The following is a 19820-nucleotide window of genomic DNA, read 5'->3' as shown; positions in this document are numbered from 1 at the left end:
GTGCCCCCGGCAGGATTCGAACCTGCGACACCCGCTTTAGGAGTCAGGTACGCATCCCGCGCTAACCGGGCCGTCTACCTGCGCAGACACTGCGACTGATCACGAGCGGCCCGCCGATTGGGCGCACATTGGGCAACGATCAAGGCTAGGCGCCGCTCTGACGGGGCCGACTCGACCGCCATCCCATCTATCGCGCGATGCGCCGAACGACGCTGAGCGGCCATCTCAGCGCTCCGCCTCACAGCGGATCGCGCCCCCGGAGCTTGTCCCCCACCAACCCGCCTCGCCGCGCGGCAGGAGGAAGACCCGCCGGGCACTGAGCCTGCGAGAGACCTCGCCGCCGTTGCCACGCCCGGTTGGCCGGCACGGAGTGGCGACGGTCCCGGCCGCAGAATCCGCAGAATAGCTACCTCGACGCCCGAGCACAGGAACGTGCAGGTCACAGGTTCTCCGCAGAACTTGCCGCAGCTTCCGCAGAAACCCCCGACGCCTCCACCTGTGAGCGACCATCCTCGCAGGTCAGGGGATTGCGCGGATTTCTGCGGCAATACGCGGTGCGCGGCGCCGAGGGACCTCCACGTCTGGGCCAGCAGCGCGGGGGTTCTGCGGATTCTGCGGATTCTGGGGTGGCTCTGGAGCCGCAGCCAAACGCCTGCTGGGGTCGCTTGCGCTCGGCGCGGAGTCCGGTCCACGTGACGTGCGCCCCTGGCGTCTCGGCGTGGACAGACCCCGCCCCCAGGTGCAGGCCCGGCCACTTGTGGACTTGAAGGGGTGCCCGCACCAAAGTTTGCCCGGCTATTCGATGTGATAGCTATCTCATGACGGACGCCGGACCATGCCACGTGTGGAGAACATGAGTAGATCGCGCATTTGCACAGGCGAATTGCAGGGATGTCGTCCGACGCTGGAGCAGCTATCGGAAATTTGGAGCCTAGCCCTAAAGGGTTTCGACAATCCCGATAAGAAAATCCTTCTAACTCACTTCATCAAAAGTCGAGAGCGAGTTCGCCAAGACACGCTTGAGGCACTGGCGCAAGAGGCCGGAAATCCGGCAACCCTGGATAATCTGACACTCAAAGCGAATCAGGAAATTCCGCTTCGAGAGATTGAGATCCAGATAGGTATGGGCAGACTCACATCGGTAACAGTTGAGGCCGACGACCATACTTGGGCCATTGGACGCCATACAGAGCTTATGGAGCGCTTCCTTAAAACAAGGAAGCCGTATGCATTTGGAAGTATCCGAGTACCCGAGTGGCCCAAGAGCTCGCCTAAAAAGGCCTCGACCCTAAGGTCAGGCTTGGAATTTCTGGCATCATTGATATTCGGTCTACCGATAGCGGCTGCCGCCTTTTTGGCTGTCGTTTTTTTGGTGGCAGTTCCGGTCCACCTGGTGAATGCTTTGATTCATGGCAGGCACGTAACGAATGTCGCCGCCCTGACTTTTCCGTTCGAGCTTGTCGCTCTGGCGGGTGTGATCGTGTTCATCATGATAGCTTTCCGCCATTCGCGCTCGGCAGTGATAATTCGCTACGAACCGGCAGTTACACCCTTGAGAATTACCATGATTACCGCCACAACAGGCGTCGTAGCGGTAATCATCTCTGCCGTGTCAGCTTTGAGGAAATAAACCGATCTGAACTCCTTCCGTGCGGGTGTCGCGTCTGGCAACATGAACCTAAACAAGATACGGAGCCACAGATGCTTTCGCTCATTCTATCGATAGTTTCGATATTGGCCGCGTTTGCCGCCCTGGTATACGCAAAGAGAAGTGCCGTTGCTGCAGAGCAGGGCGCTCGCGCAAGCGAGACTTCCGCGATTGAAGCCGGACGCTCGCGCGATGTTGCCGAAACTACCGCGCTGCACGGAGCCCAGCAAAAAATGCTGGAAAACGCACCAAAATTCTACCTCGCACTGGAGCAAAGTTCTCCGCAGGCATGGCTAGAAGAAGGGAAGCTGTTCAACGAAGAAGAGGAAAGTCGGGCCGTCCGACTTGAAGAAGGCATGCAAATTACGGTGGACGATCTCGACCATAGGAGTATCTACTTCGACATCTATGGCGTGATGCAAAACCGGGACGATCGACCCGTCTATTTGCAGGGATTCATGGCAAGAATAGAATTCGTTGAAGGTCAGTCCGAGTTGTGCGACAGCCCATGTCGAGTTCCTGTCAAAGAAGCGCGCGGAAGATACGTCCTCCTCCCTGGCCAGGCGACTCGCTTCCGATGGAGGGTTAAAGCCTCTCTCCTCGAATGGCAAAAGATCGCGGCAGCCGTAAGGAAGGACTGGGGGCCTATAGGATGGATCGAAGCGGCAGTTTGGGTCTTTCGAGCAAATAGGATTGAGGGCAGTGCAGATTCGATCCTGGGTGTGAAGCTAGAGGCAATGCATTCACCGGTGTACTTGAATTACAAAACAGAAAATATACTGACGGTGAGCAACCCCGGCCTCCAATTGGATGACATATCTATCCAAACAGAGATCTTTAGTAAGATTCCTAAATCTGTGGATGACTTGAAGTTCAAACGCCTAGCTGGCGACAACTGAAGGACTGGGCCAGCAGCGTGGGGATTCTGGCGGATTCCGCGACGAACCACCCCGCGGGCCAGCCGCTGGCAACCACCTGCAGTGCGTGACGTGCACGCCCTGAGTAGCACGCTGCCCCTGACCGGCCTGCGCTGGGCACTGCACGCCTATGGGCAATCGCCTCTCGGCCGGCCAGACGTCCTCATCTCGGCGGGAGTCTTCCAGAGTGCTGCTATCGCAGGGTTTGGAACCCCTGCCAGCGATGTTCTCCCCCAGATACTGGCATCGGCGCCCTTCAGCCGCCTTCCATCTTCGAACAGATGCCTGAGGATCGCACTACCATCCAGGGTGTGGTGAGCAAACAGACGACTCCTGACCCCGAAGCCGAGTGGTGGACGACATCTGACGTCGCCGCCTACCTGGGGGTCGGTGTCTCGACGGTGAGTTCATACAGGTTGCGGAACCAGATGCCCCAGCCGGACATGACGATCGGCCGGACACACGTTTGGAAGCCTGCCCGGATCATCGAATGGCAGGAAGGACGCCCACGCCCTGGGATCGGGGGTAGGAAGTCCGGCGCCTAGCTATGCGTCAAGCTGCCCGGTCGCGAAGCTGCCGGAGCTGGTCCAGGTATTCAGACGCGTCAGGGTCGTCGGAGTAGCGTTCCTTAACGACGGCTCCCAGTTCGCGCGAGACCATGAGCAGGCTGGGGACTGACTGTCGCTCGCCTCCGAGTGCCCGCTTGCCGTAGCTCAGGGCTTGCTCCAGATCACCTTCGCGTGCAGCAATGACGCCCAGCGTGATCCTCGCTTCCGCGTTTCGCATCGGCGACCGTTCAAGGCCAGAAGTGTCAGTGCCCGACCGCAGGACTTCACGGGCGTAAGATTCGGCGAGCCGGTTCTCAGTCCCGGCCCCATCGTTCTTCGAGCCGAGCAGCCGGTAGCAGTCCATGGAGTAGAAGTCCCATTTCGCTGGGTCTACCACGAAGTGATGGTCAAGGTTGTCAGGGTGGGGAAGCCCCTCCAGAAGAGCGCGCCCTGAGTCGAGCGCGACTTCCATCTGCCGCCGGTCACCAACCCGCGCCCACGCCTTGGCCTTCTGCGCATAGAGCTGGACCGCCGCACGAGAGTCGCCCGAAATTTCGTGGCCCATCTCCGCCGCCGCAATAACCCCGCGGTAGTCGCCCCGCGTTAGAGCAAACCAGGCACGCATCTCTTGCGACCACGCCATAACCTCGGCATCGCCGGAGTCCTCACCGAGGCTGAATGCGGCCTGCCGGGTGGCTTCGGCAGCAGCTCGGTTGGACGTGTCGTATTCCACGCAGCCCACCAGAGTCGCCAACCATCCAGCGAGCGACAGCACCTCACGATGCTGGGCCAAGGACAGGCGCCGGTCGAGCATCCCAGTAACCCGTCGCAACCAGGCACGCCCTTCCTGAAGTAGCTGTTCGGCGGGGAGATACGGATATTCGCTGCATAGGCGATCGACCGTGATCCGAAGCCCTTCAAGAACCGCAGAGTCGATGGACGACCCGCGCAGGCGGGTAACTATCTCCAGAGTGTCCATTCCGGTACCTGAGATCAATTCAGCGTTCGCGTCCCGGTTCCCCTCCACCGGCCAGATGGCCGCTGTCACGGTGCCGAAGGTCTTAGCGATCAACGGCCTGTAGAAGTCGTCCGGGCACGAGTCGCCGCTCTCCCACGCGTGGACCCGCCGCAGCATGGACGCTTTGCCCGGCAGTTCGTCTGTGGTGTGAGCACGTAGCGCCTCGACGAACTGGGGCTTGTTCCAGCCGCGAGCCTCGCGCTCAGCGGTGATCCGCTGGGCCCATGCGGGCCGGTCCTCGTGCACGGCGTGCCCCCTCCGTCGGCGTCTTCCACTCCCAGTTTGTACCCCCTTGAGGGATGACGGTCGAGGGGTGACGAGCAGTCGTCACCCCTCGACAGTCTGTGCCCCACATCACGTCTGGCTCACCTTAGAGCCGTGCCGACGACCACGGAGCGCCGCAGGGGTGATCACTCAGAGACACCCTTGACAATACAAACTGAGTTTGTATTGTCGGTTCTGTAGCCGGGGCACTGCAACCCGCTGAGGCACTACCGAGAGGGGAGCCCGATGGTTCCGCAGTCGAAGAGGATCTGGCCCTACCTCGTGTTCGTCGCCGTTCTGGCGTTCGCGATCAAGAACCCGGTGGGGGCCGCGCACGGTGTGAACCACGTCGCGCACTCCGCCATGACCTTCATGAGCAGCTTGGGCTGACGCCCTGGCGGGCGCCGTCGGTCAGCCACCAAGCCCACCTGCGCCGATGGCCGCCCGCCCCTCCAACCGATCACGTCCCGAACGAGAAGGAGCCCGTTGTGAGAACCCCCTTCCCGCCTGGATCGGGCGCTCGTCTGCGTGACGAGCTGGCCGATCAGGTCGCATGCCGGTTCGACCCCGAACTGCACGACGGGCCGGACGTTCCGGCTGGCGAGTCCCCGGAGTGGCGATCTGCCCGCGAGGAGGTCGCCCGGCAGGTGTGCGCCGAGTGCCCGCTGCGGGCGACGTCGTGCTTGGCGTACGTGCGGCGGGTGCGGCCCACCCGCGGTATCTGGGCGGGGCTCACCCCGGAGGAGATCGCCGAACTGCCGGACTGGCGATCGCGGAAGGCCGCCTGACATGCCTGACCGATCTGACCCTCGTCTGGAAGGACCCGAACTGCGATGACCACTCGTAATACCGTGACCGCTCCTCAGAACGGCCCGGTGCTGCTGTCGGTGGACCTGCCGCACGGCCTCATCCGAGTCCACACCGAACCCGGCCGCACGGTCGCCGAGGTGACTGTCTCAACCGATGACCCGGCGCTGGCCGAGGCGGTGCGGGACACCGTACTGACTTGGAACCCCGAGCGTGACGAGCTGATCGTGCGGGTGCCCGAGGTCAGCGGCGCGCACAGCACCGTGGTCTCCCACGACGGCAAGATCCGCGTCACCCAGAACTCCGGCAACGTGCCGCGCGGCGCCACGGTGACCGGCGTGACCATCAACGATGGCGTGATCAACGTCGGTGATGGCAACGTCACGGTCGACGGGATGACGATCGTGGGCAACGCCGTGGTCGGCGGAACCGTCGGGACGGTCACCGTCACTGCATATCTGCCGGAGCAGTCGGCGCTGGTGTCCTGCACCCGGAGCGCCGACCTGGACGCCGCTGGCACCTACGAGGGCGTCAAAGCCACCTCTACCTCCGGTGGGGTGACCGTCGAGAACGCCCGCTACCTGATCACCAACACCGCCTCGGGCCGCATCCGAGCCGAGGTCGCCGAGCACGCCCAGGTCAACAGCAGGTCCGGGGGCATCCGCATCGGCCACACGGCGGACGTCTCCGCACGCACCAAGTCCGGTGCGATCACCGTGGGCGACTACGCCGCCTACGGCACCGGCGGCACCGCCTACCTGGAAGCCGCCTCCGGCGACATCAGCCTGACAGCGTCCGGCCCTGGTGAGGTCACCGCCCGCTCGGCGACGGGGAGCGTGGGCATCGATGCCGGACCGCACCTGAACCCCGCCACCCTGACCGTGCGCGCCTCCAGCCGGACCGGCCGCGTGCACATCCCCGGAGGTGCCCGGTGAACGCCACTGCCGTGTCCTTCGCGTGCGTGTTCATCGCGCTGTACGCCGCCCACGAGCTGGGGGACTACTGGTTGCAGACGCACGGGCAGGCGTGCGGGAAGGGCGCCCTCGGCTGGGCTGGCCGCCTGGCCTGCGCCCGGCACGTGGCCACCCTGACCGCCACCAAAACGGTGTTCGTCGTCTTGGCCGCGCTTGCCAGGCTGCTGGGCCGCACCGTGGTGCCTGGCAAGGGTGAGTTCGTCACCGTCGGCGCGCCCCGACCCGGCCACAACGACAACCCGTCCCTCGGCACCGGCGCCGCCGTGCTGGACCAGTCCTTCCACAAGGTGTGCCTGTTCGGCGCCGCACTGCTCATCAGCCTGGGGGTGGCCTGACATGGCGAGCAACCAGCCGACCGGCATCCACCGCCAGTCCTTCGCTGGGCTGCTGCTGACCGCCGCGGTCTGCTTCAACCTGGCCTGCCTGACCGCCTGCCTGCTCTGGTTCACCATCACCGGATTCCTGGCCGTCCCGCTCGCCCCGATCACCCTGTTCGGCTCGGTCACCGGCCTGACGGCCCTGGCCAACCGGCACTCCGGAGGCCGACGATGACCACTCACCCGCACACCCCTGCCGCGACGCACTCCGCCACCGCCGGAGCGGCGCGCAGCGACCACGCCGAGCGGCTTTGGCTGCGCGGCACCTGGACGCGCACGTCCCTTCGCTACGCCCGCGCCCTGCACGAACTGTCGAAGGTCCCGACCGCGCTGGCCCTGGGCCAGTTCGCCCCCCTGCCCGACAGCCAGGACGCCAAGGACGCCGCCGAGGCCATCGAGAAGGCGGTGCAGGCCGCCTACAGCGAGCTGGACCGCATCCTGACCTACCTGAACGCGGTGCTCGACCCCGGCGCCGCGACCTGCCAGGTGTGCGGCGCCGCACTGGTCCCCGACGGCGGAACCCCCATCACCTGGCAGCACTGGCGCCGCCACGACGGCGCCCCCATGGCCTGGGCGCCCTACGCCGCCGACCACGTCCCCGCCATCACCTTCAGTCCGCCCACCCGACCCGACTGGGCCAAGGGCGACGCCGACCTGAACACGCAGCCTGCCAGCACGCACACGAACCACGGGGAGACCGCCTGATGATCGAGATCCGTACCGACCCCGGCGCCCGGCCCGCCCGCATCGACGGTGGGCACCACCCCCAGCAGACCATCGCGATCGCCGACGGTATCGCCGAGGCGACCCGTCTGCTGGCCTACGCGACCATGCCCGACAAGAGCGGGCTCCGCCACCCCGGCGACGTCTACAGCGTGCTCGGCGCGTTGACCGACGCCATCGCCCGGCTGCCGCAGGTCCTCACCCAGATGACCGAGTTCATCGACGACGGCGTCACCGAGGGCCGCGTCCAGGAGAACCCGAACTACGGCTCGCACGGCGGCGACGCCCAGGCCGCGTACGCCGAGATGTGCGAGGCCGTACGCGTGGTCTCCCGAAGCCTGATCACGGCCCGATCCGGTCTCCACATCGCGCATTCCGCTCTGTCCGGCCTGGAGGGCGCCCAGACGTCCCGCCCGCGCGGCCAGGCCCGTGACGCATGAGCCCCGCCGAGTTCGGCACCTTCGCCCGCCTTACCGCTGTCCCGACCAACCTGGAGGAGTAATGCCCGCCCCGACCCGCCGGACCGGCGTTCAGCCACCAAGCACGACGCCGTCCCGGACGCTCCGACCGACCACGCCCCCGAACGAGCCCCAGACCCCGGCCACCACCCAACCCGGTGCGGCCAAGGCGTGCCCGACCTGCCACACGCCGCTCGACGGTGGGCCGGTGCACTTCCGGTGCCCGTCCTGCCGCAAGACGGTGATGGCCGCCGACCTCGACCACGAGACCCACGCCCCGCTCACCGTGCCCGCCTGGGCCAACACCCCCGCCCACACCGACCTGGAGGAGGCGGCATGACCATCGTGATCCTTCTGACGGCCGTCTTGGTGGCGGTGGGATGGCTGTGTTTGTCCCCGGTTCGCCTCGCTGGTGTCGGTGCGGTGCTCCTGGTCACCCATCCGATGCTGATGTTCGCCCTCACCGCGTTGGCGATGCTGGCGTTGACGGCGTACGCCGCCCGGATCATCTACCGGTCGCTGCGCGCTGGCGGCTGGCATCTACTCACCGTCGAGCGGCCTGCGTTCGCCATCAGCAAGGCGGGGGGCATGGCGCCATGACCGCCTTCACCCCGCCGCCGGAGTTCGGCCACCCCGACAGTGCAAGCAGTTGGAGAGCCGAGGCTGGCGGAGCCACCTCCGATCAGCACGGTCGTCCGGTGCAGGTGTTCAACCTGCGCTACCTGCCCGGCTTCCTGACCCGCCGCCGCACACCCCAGACGGCGACCGGGCAGGACACCTCCCGCGAGGCGGACCGTGTCGGGGGCTGGCTGCTGGCGGGCGCCGCGCTGCTGCTGCTGGCCCTGGCGCTCGCGCAGGGCTACGTGTCCTACCGGGCGCAGTACCAGTTCGTCCACGCGGTCAAGCACGAGCACCTGGCGTCCACGCTGGAAGCCCTCGGCTTGGACACTGCCGCGGTCATCTTCGCGCTGCTGGCGCTGGCGCAGGCACGGCTGGGGCGTCCGGCGGTCGCCGAGCGGACGCTGAACATGGCGTGCGTGGCCGGATCGCTGCTCATGAACGCCCTGAGCGCGGACGTCGGTTCGGCCAAGTCGGTGGCCGCCTGGGTGCTGCCTGCCGCTCTGTACGCCGCCGCGTCCGACCGGCTGATCGCGGTCGTCCGGCGGCGTGCCCTGACCGGATACGACGCTGACACCACCTCGCCGCTGACTGCAGCGCGCGGGATCAGCCTGTGGGTGCTACGCCTCGGGCTGGCGCCGATCACCACCTGCAAGGGGTTCCGCGCCTGGGTGCTGGACGAAGCACCCGTCGCGCCTGGACGCCGTGCCCTGCCCGCGCCCGGACCGTCCGTCACGCCGTCCGCGCTGCCCTCGGGCGAGCGTCCGGCCCTTGGGGCTGGACCGTCCAGCCCGCACGAGAGCGGACCGTCCAACCAGGCGTCCACTCCGTCCACGTCGCCGTCCGACGACTCGTCCACGACGACCGGACGAACCGGAGCCCGGACACGGAAGACATCGTCCAGCCGCGCCACGGGTGGACGGTCCAAGCGTTCGTCCCGGACCGCCGCGCGCGCCCAGGTGGACGTGACCGAGCTGCTGCCGCTGGGACGGCGTATCGCCGCCGAGCTCGCCGCGAGCGGGGAACCGCTCACCCGCGACAGCCTGGCCGCGCAGTTGCGGCAGGCCGGACACACCGCAGGCAACGCCCGCGTTGGCGCCCTGCTCACCCACCTGAAGACCGAACCCACGGAGCCGACCACCGCCGCAGAGCCCGCCGTCCCTGACACCACTCCGGCACCGGCCACGGAAGGACAGGCCGCATGAACACGCCCAAGAACCCGACCCACGACACGGCGCAGCCGGACACCCTGCCGGTCCTGGACGGCCAGCCCAGCATGCCGACCGGCCGCCGGTTTCCCAACCCCGAAGACGCCGCCGGACGGGGCGATGCCGAGGTCATTCCGCTGCGCCTGACCGAGGACGCACCCGACGGCGACGATGCCGGAACCGCCGACATCGACACCTCGTTCGAGGTGCAGTTCGACCCCGAGCCCGACACCGGCCCCGAACCGGTGGACGACGGGATCGGGTACCTGCTGGACGACCCGGACGGGGACGCCTACCCGGTCATCCCGGAGAACCTGCGCACGCTCGGCGGTGTCGGCGAGGCGATCGCCCGGCACACCCGCCGGTTCTTGCACCGGACCGCCTTCCACGCCGTCCGCGCCCCCCGCTACCTGCTGCTGTCGCTGGCGTGGAGCGCGGTCGGGGTACGGCGCCTGATCTCCCGCCAACTCGCCTGGTGGTGGGTGAGCGAGAACGACTACCTGCGGTCGCTGGCGGTCGCCTCGGGCGACTCGCGCGAATGGTACAAGCTCCACCGCGAGGTGAAGGAGACCCGCCGCGTGCGCGGCACCATCCTGGCCGGTCAGGCGTTCGGGCTGCTGGCCGCCGGGCTGCTCATGGTGAGCGTGGCGCCGTGGTGGGCCTGGGGCGCCGTGGCGCTGGTGGCGGTGCCGTGGCTGGCGCACCTGGGCCGCCCGGAAGACCACCCGATCATCGTCCCGGCGACAACGGTCCCGCGGTTCCGGCTGCTGAACCACGACGTGGTACTGCGCGCCTACTACGCCGCCGGGCTCGGCCACCCCGAAAAGCCTGGCAAGCAGGTCACCTTCGAGACCACCATGTCCCGTACCAAGGAAGGCCAGGGCTCGCAGGTCAAGGTCGTGCTGCCGCACGGCACCGGCTTCGACGACGCCGTCAGCGCTAAGGACGACCTGGCGTCCGGGCTGGACGTCGCCCCCTCGCAGGTGTACCTGACCCACGACCCGTCTAGCCACCGCCGCCACACCCTCACCGTCATGGACCGCGACCCGCTCGCCATTCCGGCGGGCAAGACGCCGCTGCTGGACTGCAAGCCCCGCAACATCTGGCAGCCCGCCCCGTTCGGCCTGGACGAACACTCCCGCAAGGTCACCCTCGGCCTGCTGTGGATCTCCATCCTGATCGGTGCCCAGCCCCGCAAGGGCAAGACCTTCGCCGCCCGGCTGCTGGCCCTGTACGCCGCCCTGGACGCCCACGTCCGGATCAGCGTGGTGGACGGCAAGAACTCCCCGGACTGGAACAAGTTCGCCGCCGTCGCCTACCACTTCATTCGCGGCACCATGCCCAACCGCGCGGGGGACCCGGCCCGCCAGCTCATCGACGCCCTGACCGAGATCAAGCAGCACATCATCGACACCAACGACTTCCTGTCCACCCTGACGGTGGAGGAATGCCCCGAAGGCAAGCTGACCGAGGAACTGTGCCGCAAGTACCCCAAGCGGCTGTTCATCTGGATGCTGGTCATGGAGGAGTTCCAGAACTACTACGAACTCCCCGACCAGGAACTCAACAAGCAGATCGCCGACCTGCTGTCGTTCATCCTGGCCGTCGGCCCGTCCTCCGGCGTCATCCTGCTGTCCAGCTCGCAGAAGCCGTCCGGGATCGGCGCCGGGGACGTGCAGCGGCTGTTCACCCGGTACCGCGACAACCACGCCGTCCGGTTCGCGCTGCGCTGCGGCAACCGCAACGTCTCCGACGCCATCCTGGGCGGAGACGCCTACTCCGAAGGCTTCGACGCCTCCACGCTGCCGGTCGGCAAGCCCTACCTGGGCGTCGGCTACCTGTACGGCGCCACCGACCACACCCCGACCGTCCGTACCCACCTGGCCGACCACGGCGACGCCGAAAAGATCCTCACCGCCGCCCGCAAGCTCCGCGAGCGCGCTGGCACCCTGACCGGCTACGCCGCCGGGCAAGACACCACCACCCCCGACCGTGACGTCCTCGCCGACGTCCTCACCGTGTTCGGCGGCGACCCTGGCCTGCACTGGAACGAACTCGCCGAACGGCTCGCCAGCCAGATCGGCGACCGGTGGGCCGACGTCACCGCCGACGCGATCTCGGCGCAATGCCGTGACCTCGGCGTGCCGAGCGTGGACGTCAAGCGCGCCGGAGTGACCCGCAAGGGATGCCGCAAGCAAGCCGTGCAGCGCGCCGCCGACACCGCCGCCGCCAGCTGATCGAGCCCGCTACCCGGTAGCGGCGCCGCTACCGGCCCGACCTGCACAAACGCCATCAGCCGCGACCTTCCGCTACCCGCCCACCCCCGCTGACCTGCCCGGTAGCGGGTAGCGGCACCCGGCCCCAGACCCACGATGTGAGGACCCCATGGCCCTGAAGATCCAGGTGTTCAAGTGCGGACGGTGCGGCAAGCCCCGCGGGCTGACCCACACCTGCGTCACCCGCCTGAACCGCCGCAACAAGTCCGCCAAGACCCGCCTCAAGCCGAGCGTGACCGTCACCACCACCTGCCGCACCTGCGGCAAGCCGCGCGGCCTGCTCCACACCTGCCAGGTCTCGACCGACTTCAAGCAGCGCAAGGCCGCCGCCGCGCGCAAGCAGGCCGCCGCCCGCAAGCGTAAGCAGGCCGCCCGCCGCAAGGCCGCCGCCACAGCCCGCCGCAAGAGTTCCCCGGCCAAGCCCGGCACTACCCGAACGGCCACCGGCAGCAAGCCCATCGCCCCGCCCGCAGGCAAAGCCAGCGCGCGCAAGCCGACGCACGACCACCGCACCTGCCAAGACACCGACTGCCGCCGGTACGCCTGCCAGATCTGGAAGGAAGCCTTCGCCGAGGCCATGGCCATTGGGCTGGAAGACGGCTACCAGCAGGCTGCCGAACAGAGCCAGCCCATCCCACAGGCCCGCGCCGATGGCAAGCCTCCCATGACCGAGAGGCAGATCAAGGCGCTGGTGGCCGAGACCTTCGCTGCCGACAACATCCGCGAAGACGAGATCGTCCTCCAGCCCAACGGCGACATCGTCATCGACCGCCGCAAGACCATCTCGTGGGCCAAGCCCCACGTGGTCGGCCGCTGGAAGCCCTGACTCACGAAGGAGAACCCCAGATGGTCACCCTCACGTTGCTGACCATGGCCGCCGCCGTGATCTGGGCGGTCAGCGTCTACACCTACCCCTTCCGCCCCTGCCGCCGCTGCTCAGGGACCGGCCGCAAACCCGGCAGCAACCGCCGCCGGTTCGGTCCCTGCAACCGCTGTTCCGGGACCGGCCGCTCCCAGCGACTCGGGTCCCGCACCGCACACCGCACCGTCCTTTCAGTCCGCTCCGAACTGGCCAAGGAGCGCCAGCGCAAACGCGACCGGCGAGCCACCGAACACGCCACCCACCCCCGCCGCCTCGAAGACCGCTGACCTGCCCAACACCCAGCCCACGCCCAAAACCACGGCATGCCGAGGACACCCATGGACCTCACCGCGACCCAACACCCAGCCCACGCCGCGATCCCGACCGACCTGCTGTCCGTCTTGCTCGCCATCGCCGCCGCCTACTGGCTCATCCGGTGGGCCCTGCTCGGCCTCGCCCGCCGCGTGTGTGCCACCTGTCGGGGCAGCGGCGTACACCGGGGGTTCTTCGGCGACAGCCCCTGTCACGCCTGCGGCGGCACCGGACGCCCGCCCAGCCTGTTCCGCTGACCCGGAAGGACCACGACCCATGTCCGACCACAGCAGCATCGAATGGACCGCCATGACCAGCCCGACCAAGCCCCGTCTCCACCTGACGTACTCCGGAGCCATGTTGCGGCAGATGTTCGCGCCCGTCCTGCCGCACCTGCCCACCCGCGGTACCCGCAACATCCCCGACGCGATCGGGATCGAGGTCTGCGGCGATGAGCTGTACCTGATCGCCACCTGCGGCTACACCCTGGGAGTGCACCGGTGGACCCTCACCGGGCCCGACGCGGTCGGCCCCGCCGACCGGTTCGCCCCCGGTGACTTCGCCATCACCGTCCCGACGGCGCCCGTCCGCTCCATGCTGAGGCTGATCGGGGTCCGGCACACCGTCGCGCTGACCATCACGCCCGACGGGCTGCACCTGGAGCACCGCCGTGACAAGTTCAGCCCGCACCCGGACGCCACCTATGACGTCGGGCCCGCCACGCGTGAACCGCTGATGGACTGGCGAGGGCTCCTGCTGCCCCGCCTGGCCGAGGCATCCAGCGGTGACAGCAGCCCCGAGGGCCCTGACGCCCCGCCGCTGGCCGATGCCGACGTCCCAATCTGGATCGACCCTCGCCTACTGGCCCGCTTCGCCGGAGCCCCGTCCGGCACGCGCAACCCGGTCAGATTCCACCGGCGCCACCGCATGCTCCTGGTGACCTGCGGAGACCACTTCATCGGCGCGATCGCGCCAGTCCTGGCCAGCCATCGGTGCGGTGATTCCGCGTCCGAGTGGCACGCCCGCCTGGCTCGCCACAGGCAGTCGGGTCTCGCCGCCGCCTGACCGCGACACCCCGTAGACGGAGCGACCCCCAGTGGTCAGCCACCAAGCACGCCACTGGGGGTCTGCTCCAACCGACCACGTCCCCGAACGAGCAAGCCCGCCGGGAACCTAGAAGGAGCCCCACCATCATGACGCACAACCGTCCGCACCGCCCACCCACTGAGCAGTGGCCGTCATCGGCCCTCGCCGACTGCCCGACCTGCCGCAACGACCACCGGGTCCGCTGGGTCGGTCCCGCTCACCGGATCACCGACGGCGCCCCGGTGCAGGTATGGATCTGCGCGGCCTGCCAGGACGCATGGATCACCCCTCTCACCAGCTGGCCCGTTCTGGACGGCCCCGACTGCCCGATCGCGGGCTGCGGCGCCGTCGGCACCCGCTGGCACGCCATCGACCCCGACGCGCGCGCCGACCGCTGGTCCTGCCCGTTCGGCCACCAGTTCCTGCTTGACCCCGAGGGCCTGGTGTCCCCGCTGGCCACCGACAGCCCCAGCGCGGACGCAGCGGACGGTGATGCGGCGTGACGATCTCGCTGTATGACGAGTCCGCTGACAGAGGCCCTTCGACCAATGCACTGTTCTACTTGGGGGCCCACCAGCCGCACTGGCTGTGGCAGACAGACTTCCCGCTGTTTGTCTCCCATCGCCAGCTCGCACGCAAGGCCCGGCTGCGCCCGTCCACATGCCGCAAGGCGTTGGACTCCGGCGGGTTCACCGAGATCTCGCTGAACGGCAAGTGGGTGACCGCTCCAGAGCAGTACACCGAGGCTGTCGTCCGCTACACCGAACAGGCCGGCCCGTTCGACTTCATCTCGCCCCAGGACTGGATGTGCGAGCCGTCCATGGTCGAGCGGACTGGCCTGAGCGTGCGCGAACACCAGCACCGCACCGTTGCCAACTACCTGACCCTTCGCGAGCTGGCGCCCAGCCTGCCGTGGATGCCGGTCGTGCAGGGCTGGAGCTTGCCCGACTACGTGTACTGCGTTGAGCTGTACGCGTCCGCAGGAGTGGATCTCGGGGCCATGCCCCGCGTTGGTCTGGGGTCAGTGTGCCGCCGGCAGTCCACCGGCGAGATCGGCCACATCACTGCCACCCTCGCTGGCCTTGGACTCCGGCTGCACGGGTTCGGCGTCAAGACGCAGGGACTTGCCCGCTACGGACTCCATCTCGCGTCGGCCGACTCCATGGCCTGGAGTTACAGCGCCCGCCGCATGCCCGCTCTGCCTGGCTGCACCGGCCATAAGAACTGTGCCAACTGCCTGACCTATGCCCGGCAGTGGCGCAACCGCCTGCTTACCGGACTCGCCACGCGTGGTCAGCAAGCCGCCCTCTTCACCACGGACACCACCTCGTGGGGAGACGCACCATGACCGACGACCTGCCCCGACGTCCGATGTCGATGCACGCCCTCGCACACGCCTCGCGCGGCTGGCGCATCTTCCCGCTGCGGCCCGGCGACAAGCGGCCCGTTCGCGGCTTCACCGACTGGGAACAGCACGCAACCGACCACCCCGCCCGCATCCGAGCGTTCTGGGGACGCGGCCCGTTCAACATCGCGATCGCCTGCGGCCCGTCCAACCTGGTGGTCATCGACCTGGACCGGCCCAAGCCCGGACAGTCCCCACCCCCGAACCTGGCCGATGAGCCCGGCATTTGCGAGGGCGCCGACGCCTTCGCCGCGCTGTGCGAACGGCACGGCCAGCCGTTCCCGTTCGACACCCTCCAGGTCTCCACCGGCCGCGGCGGGCTGCACCTGTACTTCACCGCACCCGACGGCGTCCGGCTGGGCAACACCACCGAACGGCTCGGCTGGCTGATCGACACCCGCGCCGCCGGTGGCTACGTCGTCGCGCCCGGCAGCACTGTCAACCTGCCCGACGGCACCACCGGAACCTACGAGGTCATCCACGACGCGCCACCCGCCCGACTGCCCGGCTGGCTCACCGAACTACTCACCCCCGCGCAGCCGCGCCACCACAGCGCCGCCCCGGACGACGTTCTTCGGTCGCGGCTGGCCACCCTCGGCGCCGACCGCATCACCCGCTACGCCGACCGGGCGCTACGCGGCGAGGTGCAGAACGTCCTGGACTCGCCCGCTCACCAGCACAACACCACCCTGTTCCAGGCATCCATCCGGCTCGGGCAACTCATCGCTGCCGGAGTCCTGCCCCGTGACCTGGCCCAAGACGCCCTCCAGAAAGCAGGGGAAGCAGTGGGGCAGCCCTCGGCCGAGGCCGCCGCCACCATCCGCTCCGGAATGGACCGCGGCGCCCGCGAACCCCGGAGGGTGGCATGACCGCTTCCGCACGCCGCGCCCCCCGCACGGCCGACACCGTGCTGGACCAACTCGACGCCGCACGACGGTTGCACGCCCACGCCGAAACCGCCGCCTGGGACGCCCCTGTCCCCATCGGCACCCACCGCTCCCTGCCGCTCTTCCCGTCGGCAGTGCTGCCCGACTGGGTCGGCGCCCAGGTGGACGCCGTCGCCGAGTTCACCCAAACCCCCGTCGACCTGGCCAGCTGCGTCGCGCTGGCCGCGCTGTCCACGGCAACCGGGGGCCGCGCCGTGGTGAACGTCCGAGGCTCCTGGGTGGAACCGGTCAACATCTTCACCGTCGTGGCCATGCCACCGGCTTCCCGCAAGTCGGCCGTGTTCCGCGCCATGACCCAACCCCTGCTCACCGCCGAACGCGAGCTGATATCCCGCACCGAACCTCAGATCAAAGAAGCCGAACTGGCGCGCCGCGTGGCCAAATCCGCAGCAGACAAGGCCGCAGGTAAAGCCGCCGCCCTCGCCGCCAGCGACTCCCAGGTACCCGGAAGCGACGCCGCCGACAAGGCATTCGCCGAGGCATCCTCTGCGGCCATGGCCGTGAACGCCGTCGCCATTCCGGTCCTGCCGCGCCTGGTGGCCGACGACATCACCCCGGAAGCAGCTGCGAGCCTGCTGGCCGAACAGGGCGGACGGCTGGCGGTCCTGTCAGCCGAAGGCGGCATCTTCGCCACCATCGGCGGACGCTACGCCAAGACCCCCAACCTGGAGGTCTTCCTCAAAGGGCACGCGGGCGACATGCTCCGCGTCGACCGTCAGGGCAGGCCCGCCGAACATGTCGAACACGCCGCCCTCACCCTCGGGCTGGCCGTCCAGCCCGAGGTCATCACCGACATCGCTTCCATGCCCGGATTCCGAGGCAAAGGGCTGCTGGCGCGCGTGCTGTACGCGATCCCCGCCAGCAACGTCGGCCGACGCCAGATCAACCCGCCGCCGCCGCCCATTCCGCCCCACGTCGCCGCCACCTACGACACCCGCCTGCGGAAACTGGTGGCCGAACTCCACGGATGGGACGACCCCGCCAGCCTCCAACTATCCGCCGATGCCGACGCCGCCCTTCTGGAGCTGGAGACCAGACACGAACCCCGCCTGCACCCCGAAACCGGAGACCTGGGCTACCTCGCCGACTGGGCGGGCAAATTCGTCGGCGCCGTCGTCCGCATCGCCGGGCTGATGCACTTGGCCGACAACATCCGCGACGGCTACCGCACGCCCATCTCCGAGGCGACCATGCACGCCGCCATCACCATCGGCGAATACTTCACCGCCCACGCCGTCGCAGCCTTCGACGCCATGGGCGCCGACCCGGCCCAGGAAAAAGCCCGCCACGTCCTGCGCTGGCTGGAACACCACCAGCCCAGCGAATTCACCGTCCGACTCCTGTTCAGCAAACTGCCGCGCAGCCAATTCGGCACCGTCGCAACCCTCGAACCCGCCCTCGACATCCTGGAGCAATACGGATGGATACGCCGCCAACCCGACCCCGAACGCACCGGGCCCGGCCGCCGCCCCTCGCCCACCTACCACGTCCACCCCCAAATCCACGACCCACAAGGCGCTCAGCCACCAAGCACGGCGCCCCACAACTGACCAACCGATCACGCTCCGAGAGACAAGGTCCCCAGATGAAAAAGCCCTCCACCGGCCGAATGCTGACCGTGGACGAGTTCTGCGAGAGGCTCCAGATCACCCCGCGCACCTTTTACGAATGGCGCGCCAAGGGCACAGCACCACGCTGCATCAAGATCCCAAATGGGCAGCTCCGTATCCGCCCGGCCGACTACGAGCACTGGCTTGATTCCCGGCAGGAGAACGCGGCCTGATGCGTACCACCTACAAAGTCCGGGTCTACAGGACAGAAGTCCGCAGGAACAAAGAAGGCAAGGTCACCTCCTACCGCGTCCGTTGGAAGACCGACGACCTGCCGGAATGGAAGCGCAGCTTCCCGAAGGACGCGCAGGCTGACTCCTACCGGAGCAGCCTGATCACTGCCGCTCGCAACGGCGAAGCATTCAGCCTGGACACCGGCGAACCGGTCTCCTGGGGGCGCAAGAACCGGCAGGACATGAGCTGGTATGACTTCGCCTGCAAGTACGTGGACATGAAGTGGAAGACCGCGTCAGGCCGGTACCGCGATGACATCGCCCGTGCGCTCACCGCGATCACCGCGGCGATGCTCACGAACCGGCGGGGAAAGCCCGATGACAAGCGTCTGCGTGCCGCCATGCGACGCTGGGGCTACAACACCAAGAACCGGCCGAACGCGACCGCCGACGTGGCCAAGGCTCTCGCATGGCTGGCCGAAAACACCATGCCCGTCTCGGCTCTCGCCAGCGAAGGCACCGCACGTGCCGCGCTTGACTCCGCCACCTCGAAACTGGACGGCACCACCGCCGCGGCGACCACTGCCCGCAAACACCGGATGATCCTGGCCAACGCCCTGGATTACGCCGTTGAACTCGAACTGCTGGACTCCAACCCCGTGCGCGCCTTGAAGTGGAAACCCCCGCGCATCACCGGCGAGGTCGACCGGCGCCGTGTGATCAACCACGCCCAAGCCCGTGCGCTGCTGGCGGCTGTCGGGCGCCAACCCCGAAGCGGAAGGCGTCTCGTCGCCTTCTTCGCGGTGATGTACTACTCCGCGCTCCGCCCGGAGGAAGTCGTGAACCTGCGGCGTGACCACATCACCCTGCCCGACCTGATCACTGACCCCGAGACCGGAATGCAGGAAGAGCCCGCCGAGGGCTGGGGCGAGATCATCGTGTACAAGGCAGCACCATTCGTCGGACGAGATTGGACCGACGACGGCGCGCTGCGCGAGGAGCGCGCACTCAAGCACCGCGCCGACGACGAATCCCGGCACGTCCCCTGCCCGCCGGACCTCGTCGCCATCCTGCGCAGTCACCTGGCGGAGTTCGCCGAAGGACCCGACGGGCGCGTGTTCTACGGCGTCCGGGGTGGTGAGCTTCCCAACATCACCTATCGCAGGTCCTGGCAGGTGGCACGAGCGGATGCGCTGACCCCAGCCCAGGCCGCGTCCCCGTTGGCCGAACGCCCTTACGACCTGCGGCACGCCTGCGTCTCCACCTGGCTCAACGGAGGAGTACCGGCAGCACAGGTCGCCGAATGGGCTGGCCACAGCGTGGAAGTCCTGCTGAGGATCTACGCCAAGTGCATCGACGGGAAGGACGAGACCGCGAAGAAGCGGATCTCGGCGGCGCTCCGCGAGTCCTGAACCCTGCCCAGTGGGCAGGCATTGGGCAGAACCAGCCGCATGGAGCCGCACCCCGCCGCACACAACCGCATAGATCAAGAGCCCTCTGACCGGTGTTTTCACAGGTCAGAGGGCTCTTTGTGCTGCTTGATCTTGTGCCCCCGGCAGGATTCGAACCTGCGACACCCGCTTTAGGAG

The 19820-nt window shown here is 67.9% G+C and carries 24 protein-coding genes; 23 read left to right on the top strand and 1 reads right to left on the bottom strand.

Going from position 1 to position 19820, the window contains the following annotated elements; translation table 11 throughout:
• Positions 1-844: 844 nt before the first annotated feature.
• Together P696_RS56435 and P696_RS56430 are read left to right on the top strand one after the other, a co-directional pair.
• Positions 845-1630, top strand: a complete 786-nt coding sequence (locus P696_RS56435) for a hypothetical protein (RefSeq protein ID WP_157430031.1) — start codon at positions 845-847, stop codon at positions 1628-1630.
• A 71-nt stretch (positions 1631-1701) separates the two neighbouring features.
• A complete protein-coding gene (locus P696_RS56430) occupies positions 1702-2547 on the top strand; it encodes a hypothetical protein (protein WP_157430030.1) in 846 nt (281 codons plus the stop codon).
• Positions 2548-3117: 570 nt separating this feature from the next.
• On the opposite strand, the gene P696_RS0131410 is transcribed toward P696_RS56430, so the two are convergent.
• Complete coding sequence (locus P696_RS0131410) at positions 3118-4377, bottom strand: NsdA family TPR-like regulatory protein (RefSeq protein WP_026415434.1); 1260 nt, start codon at positions 4375-4377, stop codon at positions 3118-3120.
• A 264-nt stretch (positions 4378-4641) separates the two neighbouring features.
• Here P696_RS0131410 and P696_RS57080 point away from each other — a divergent pair, with 264 nt between their 5' ends.
• From P696_RS57080 to P696_RS0131305, 21 genes are all read left to right on the top strand, one after another.
• A complete protein-coding gene (locus P696_RS57080) occupies positions 4642-4785 on the top strand; it encodes a hypothetical protein (protein WP_170026633.1) in 144 nt (47 codons plus the stop codon).
• Positions 4786-4883: 98 nt separating this feature from the next.
• Positions 4884-5183: a WhiB family transcriptional regulator gene (locus tag P696_RS57075; protein ID WP_034488075.1), complete on the top strand. Its 300-nt coding sequence runs from the start codon at positions 4884-4886 to the stop codon at positions 5181-5183.
• A gap of 45 nt (positions 5184-5228) precedes the next feature.
• Positions 5229-6137 (top strand): DUF4097 family beta strand repeat-containing protein, encoded by a 909-nt coding sequence (locus P696_RS0131395; protein WP_084338505.1) that lies wholly within the window; start codon positions 5229-5231, stop codon positions 6135-6137.
• The gene (locus tag P696_RS0131390) at positions 6134-6511 is read left to right on the top strand and encodes a hypothetical protein (RefSeq protein WP_026415432.1); all 378 of its coding nucleotides are present in this window, start codon (positions 6134-6136) and stop codon (positions 6509-6511) included. Before P696_RS0131395 ends, P696_RS0131390 begins: the two co-directional genes overlap by 4 nt.
• A 1-nt stretch (position 6512) precedes the next feature.
• The gene (locus P696_RS0131385) at positions 6513-6728 is read left to right on the top strand and encodes a hypothetical protein (RefSeq protein ID WP_026415431.1); all 216 of its coding nucleotides are present in this window, start codon (positions 6513-6515) and stop codon (positions 6726-6728) included.
• Positions 6725-7258: a hypothetical protein gene (locus P696_RS0131380; protein ID WP_026415430.1), complete on the top strand. Its 534-nt coding sequence runs from the start codon at positions 6725-6727 to the stop codon at positions 7256-7258. Before P696_RS0131385 ends, P696_RS0131380 begins: the two co-directional genes overlap by 4 nt.
• Entirely contained in the window at positions 7258-7716 is a 459-nt protein-coding gene (locus tag P696_RS0131375; protein ID WP_026415429.1) for a hypothetical protein, read from the top strand. The genes P696_RS0131380 and P696_RS0131375 overlap by 1 nt, the downstream gene beginning before the upstream one ends.
• 61 nt (positions 7717-7777) lie before the next feature.
• Positions 7778-8074 (top strand): hypothetical protein, encoded by a 297-nt coding sequence (locus P696_RS56425; protein WP_157430029.1) that lies wholly within the window; start codon positions 7778-7780, stop codon positions 8072-8074.
• Positions 8071-8334, top strand: coding sequence for a hypothetical protein (locus tag P696_RS0131365; protein WP_026415428.1), 264 nt, complete (start codon positions 8071-8073; stop codon positions 8332-8334). The genes P696_RS56425 and P696_RS0131365 overlap by 4 nt, the downstream gene beginning before the upstream one ends.
• Positions 8335-8432: 98 nt before the next feature.
• On the top strand, positions 8433-9557 hold the full coding sequence (locus P696_RS53145; protein ID WP_026415427.1) for a hypothetical protein: 1125 nt from the start codon (positions 8433-8435) through the stop codon (positions 9555-9557).
• Positions 9554-11797, top strand: coding sequence for a cell division protein FtsK (locus P696_RS49345; RefSeq protein WP_157430028.1), 2244 nt, complete (start codon positions 9554-9556; stop codon positions 11795-11797). Before P696_RS53145 ends, P696_RS49345 begins: the two co-directional genes overlap by 4 nt.
• 148 nt (positions 11798-11945) lie before the next feature.
• Positions 11946-12662, top strand: coding sequence for a hypothetical protein (locus P696_RS58895; protein WP_026415426.1), 717 nt, complete (start codon positions 11946-11948; stop codon positions 12660-12662).
• A gap of 20 nt (positions 12663-12682) precedes the next feature.
• Complete coding sequence (locus P696_RS53140) at positions 12683-12985, top strand: hypothetical protein (protein WP_051468412.1); 303 nt, start codon at positions 12683-12685, stop codon at positions 12983-12985.
• Positions 12986-13021: 36 nt separating this feature from the next.
• Positions 13022-13267, top strand: coding sequence for a zinc finger-like domain-containing protein (locus tag P696_RS0131340; protein WP_157430027.1), 246 nt, complete (start codon positions 13022-13024; stop codon positions 13265-13267).
• Positions 13268-13286: 19 nt separating this feature from the next.
• Entirely contained in the window at positions 13287-14075 is a 789-nt protein-coding gene (locus P696_RS0131335) for a hypothetical protein (RefSeq protein WP_026415424.1), read from the top strand.
• A 128-nt stretch (positions 14076-14203) separates the two neighbouring features.
• Entirely contained in the window at positions 14204-14599 is a 396-nt protein-coding gene (locus P696_RS0131330; RefSeq protein WP_026415423.1) for a hypothetical protein, read from the top strand.
• Positions 14596-15444: a deazapurine DNA modification protein DpdA family protein gene (locus P696_RS0131325; protein ID WP_211245902.1), complete on the top strand. Its 849-nt coding sequence runs from the start codon at positions 14596-14598 to the stop codon at positions 15442-15444. The genes P696_RS0131330 and P696_RS0131325 overlap by 4 nt, the downstream gene beginning before the upstream one ends.
• Positions 15441-16370, top strand: a complete 930-nt coding sequence (locus tag P696_RS0131320) for a bifunctional DNA primase/polymerase (protein ID WP_034488072.1) — start codon at positions 15441-15443, stop codon at positions 16368-16370. The genes P696_RS0131325 and P696_RS0131320 overlap by 4 nt, the downstream gene beginning before the upstream one ends.
• Positions 16367-17998 (top strand): DUF3987 domain-containing protein, encoded by a 1632-nt coding sequence (locus P696_RS49335; protein WP_084338503.1) that lies wholly within the window; start codon positions 16367-16369, stop codon positions 17996-17998. Before P696_RS0131320 ends, P696_RS49335 begins: the two co-directional genes overlap by 4 nt.
• Before the next feature lie 35 nt (positions 17999-18033).
• Positions 18034-18231: a helix-turn-helix transcriptional regulator gene (locus tag P696_RS0131310; protein WP_026415420.1), complete on the top strand. Its 198-nt coding sequence runs from the start codon at positions 18034-18036 to the stop codon at positions 18229-18231.
• Entirely contained in the window at positions 18231-19643 is a 1413-nt protein-coding gene (locus P696_RS0131305) for a tyrosine-type recombinase/integrase (RefSeq protein ID WP_026415419.1), read from the top strand. The genes P696_RS0131310 and P696_RS0131305 overlap by 1 nt, the downstream gene beginning before the upstream one ends.
• Positions 19644-19820: the final 177 nt, after the last annotated feature.

It is taken from the genome of Actinomadura oligospora ATCC 43269, from assembly GCF_000518265.1.
Lineage (GTDB): Bacteria > Actinomycetota > Actinomycetes > Streptosporangiales > Streptosporangiaceae > Spirillospora > Spirillospora oligospora.
Note: the sequence above shows the minus strand (reverse complement) of the source record. Positions and strands in the feature narration are given on the sequence as shown.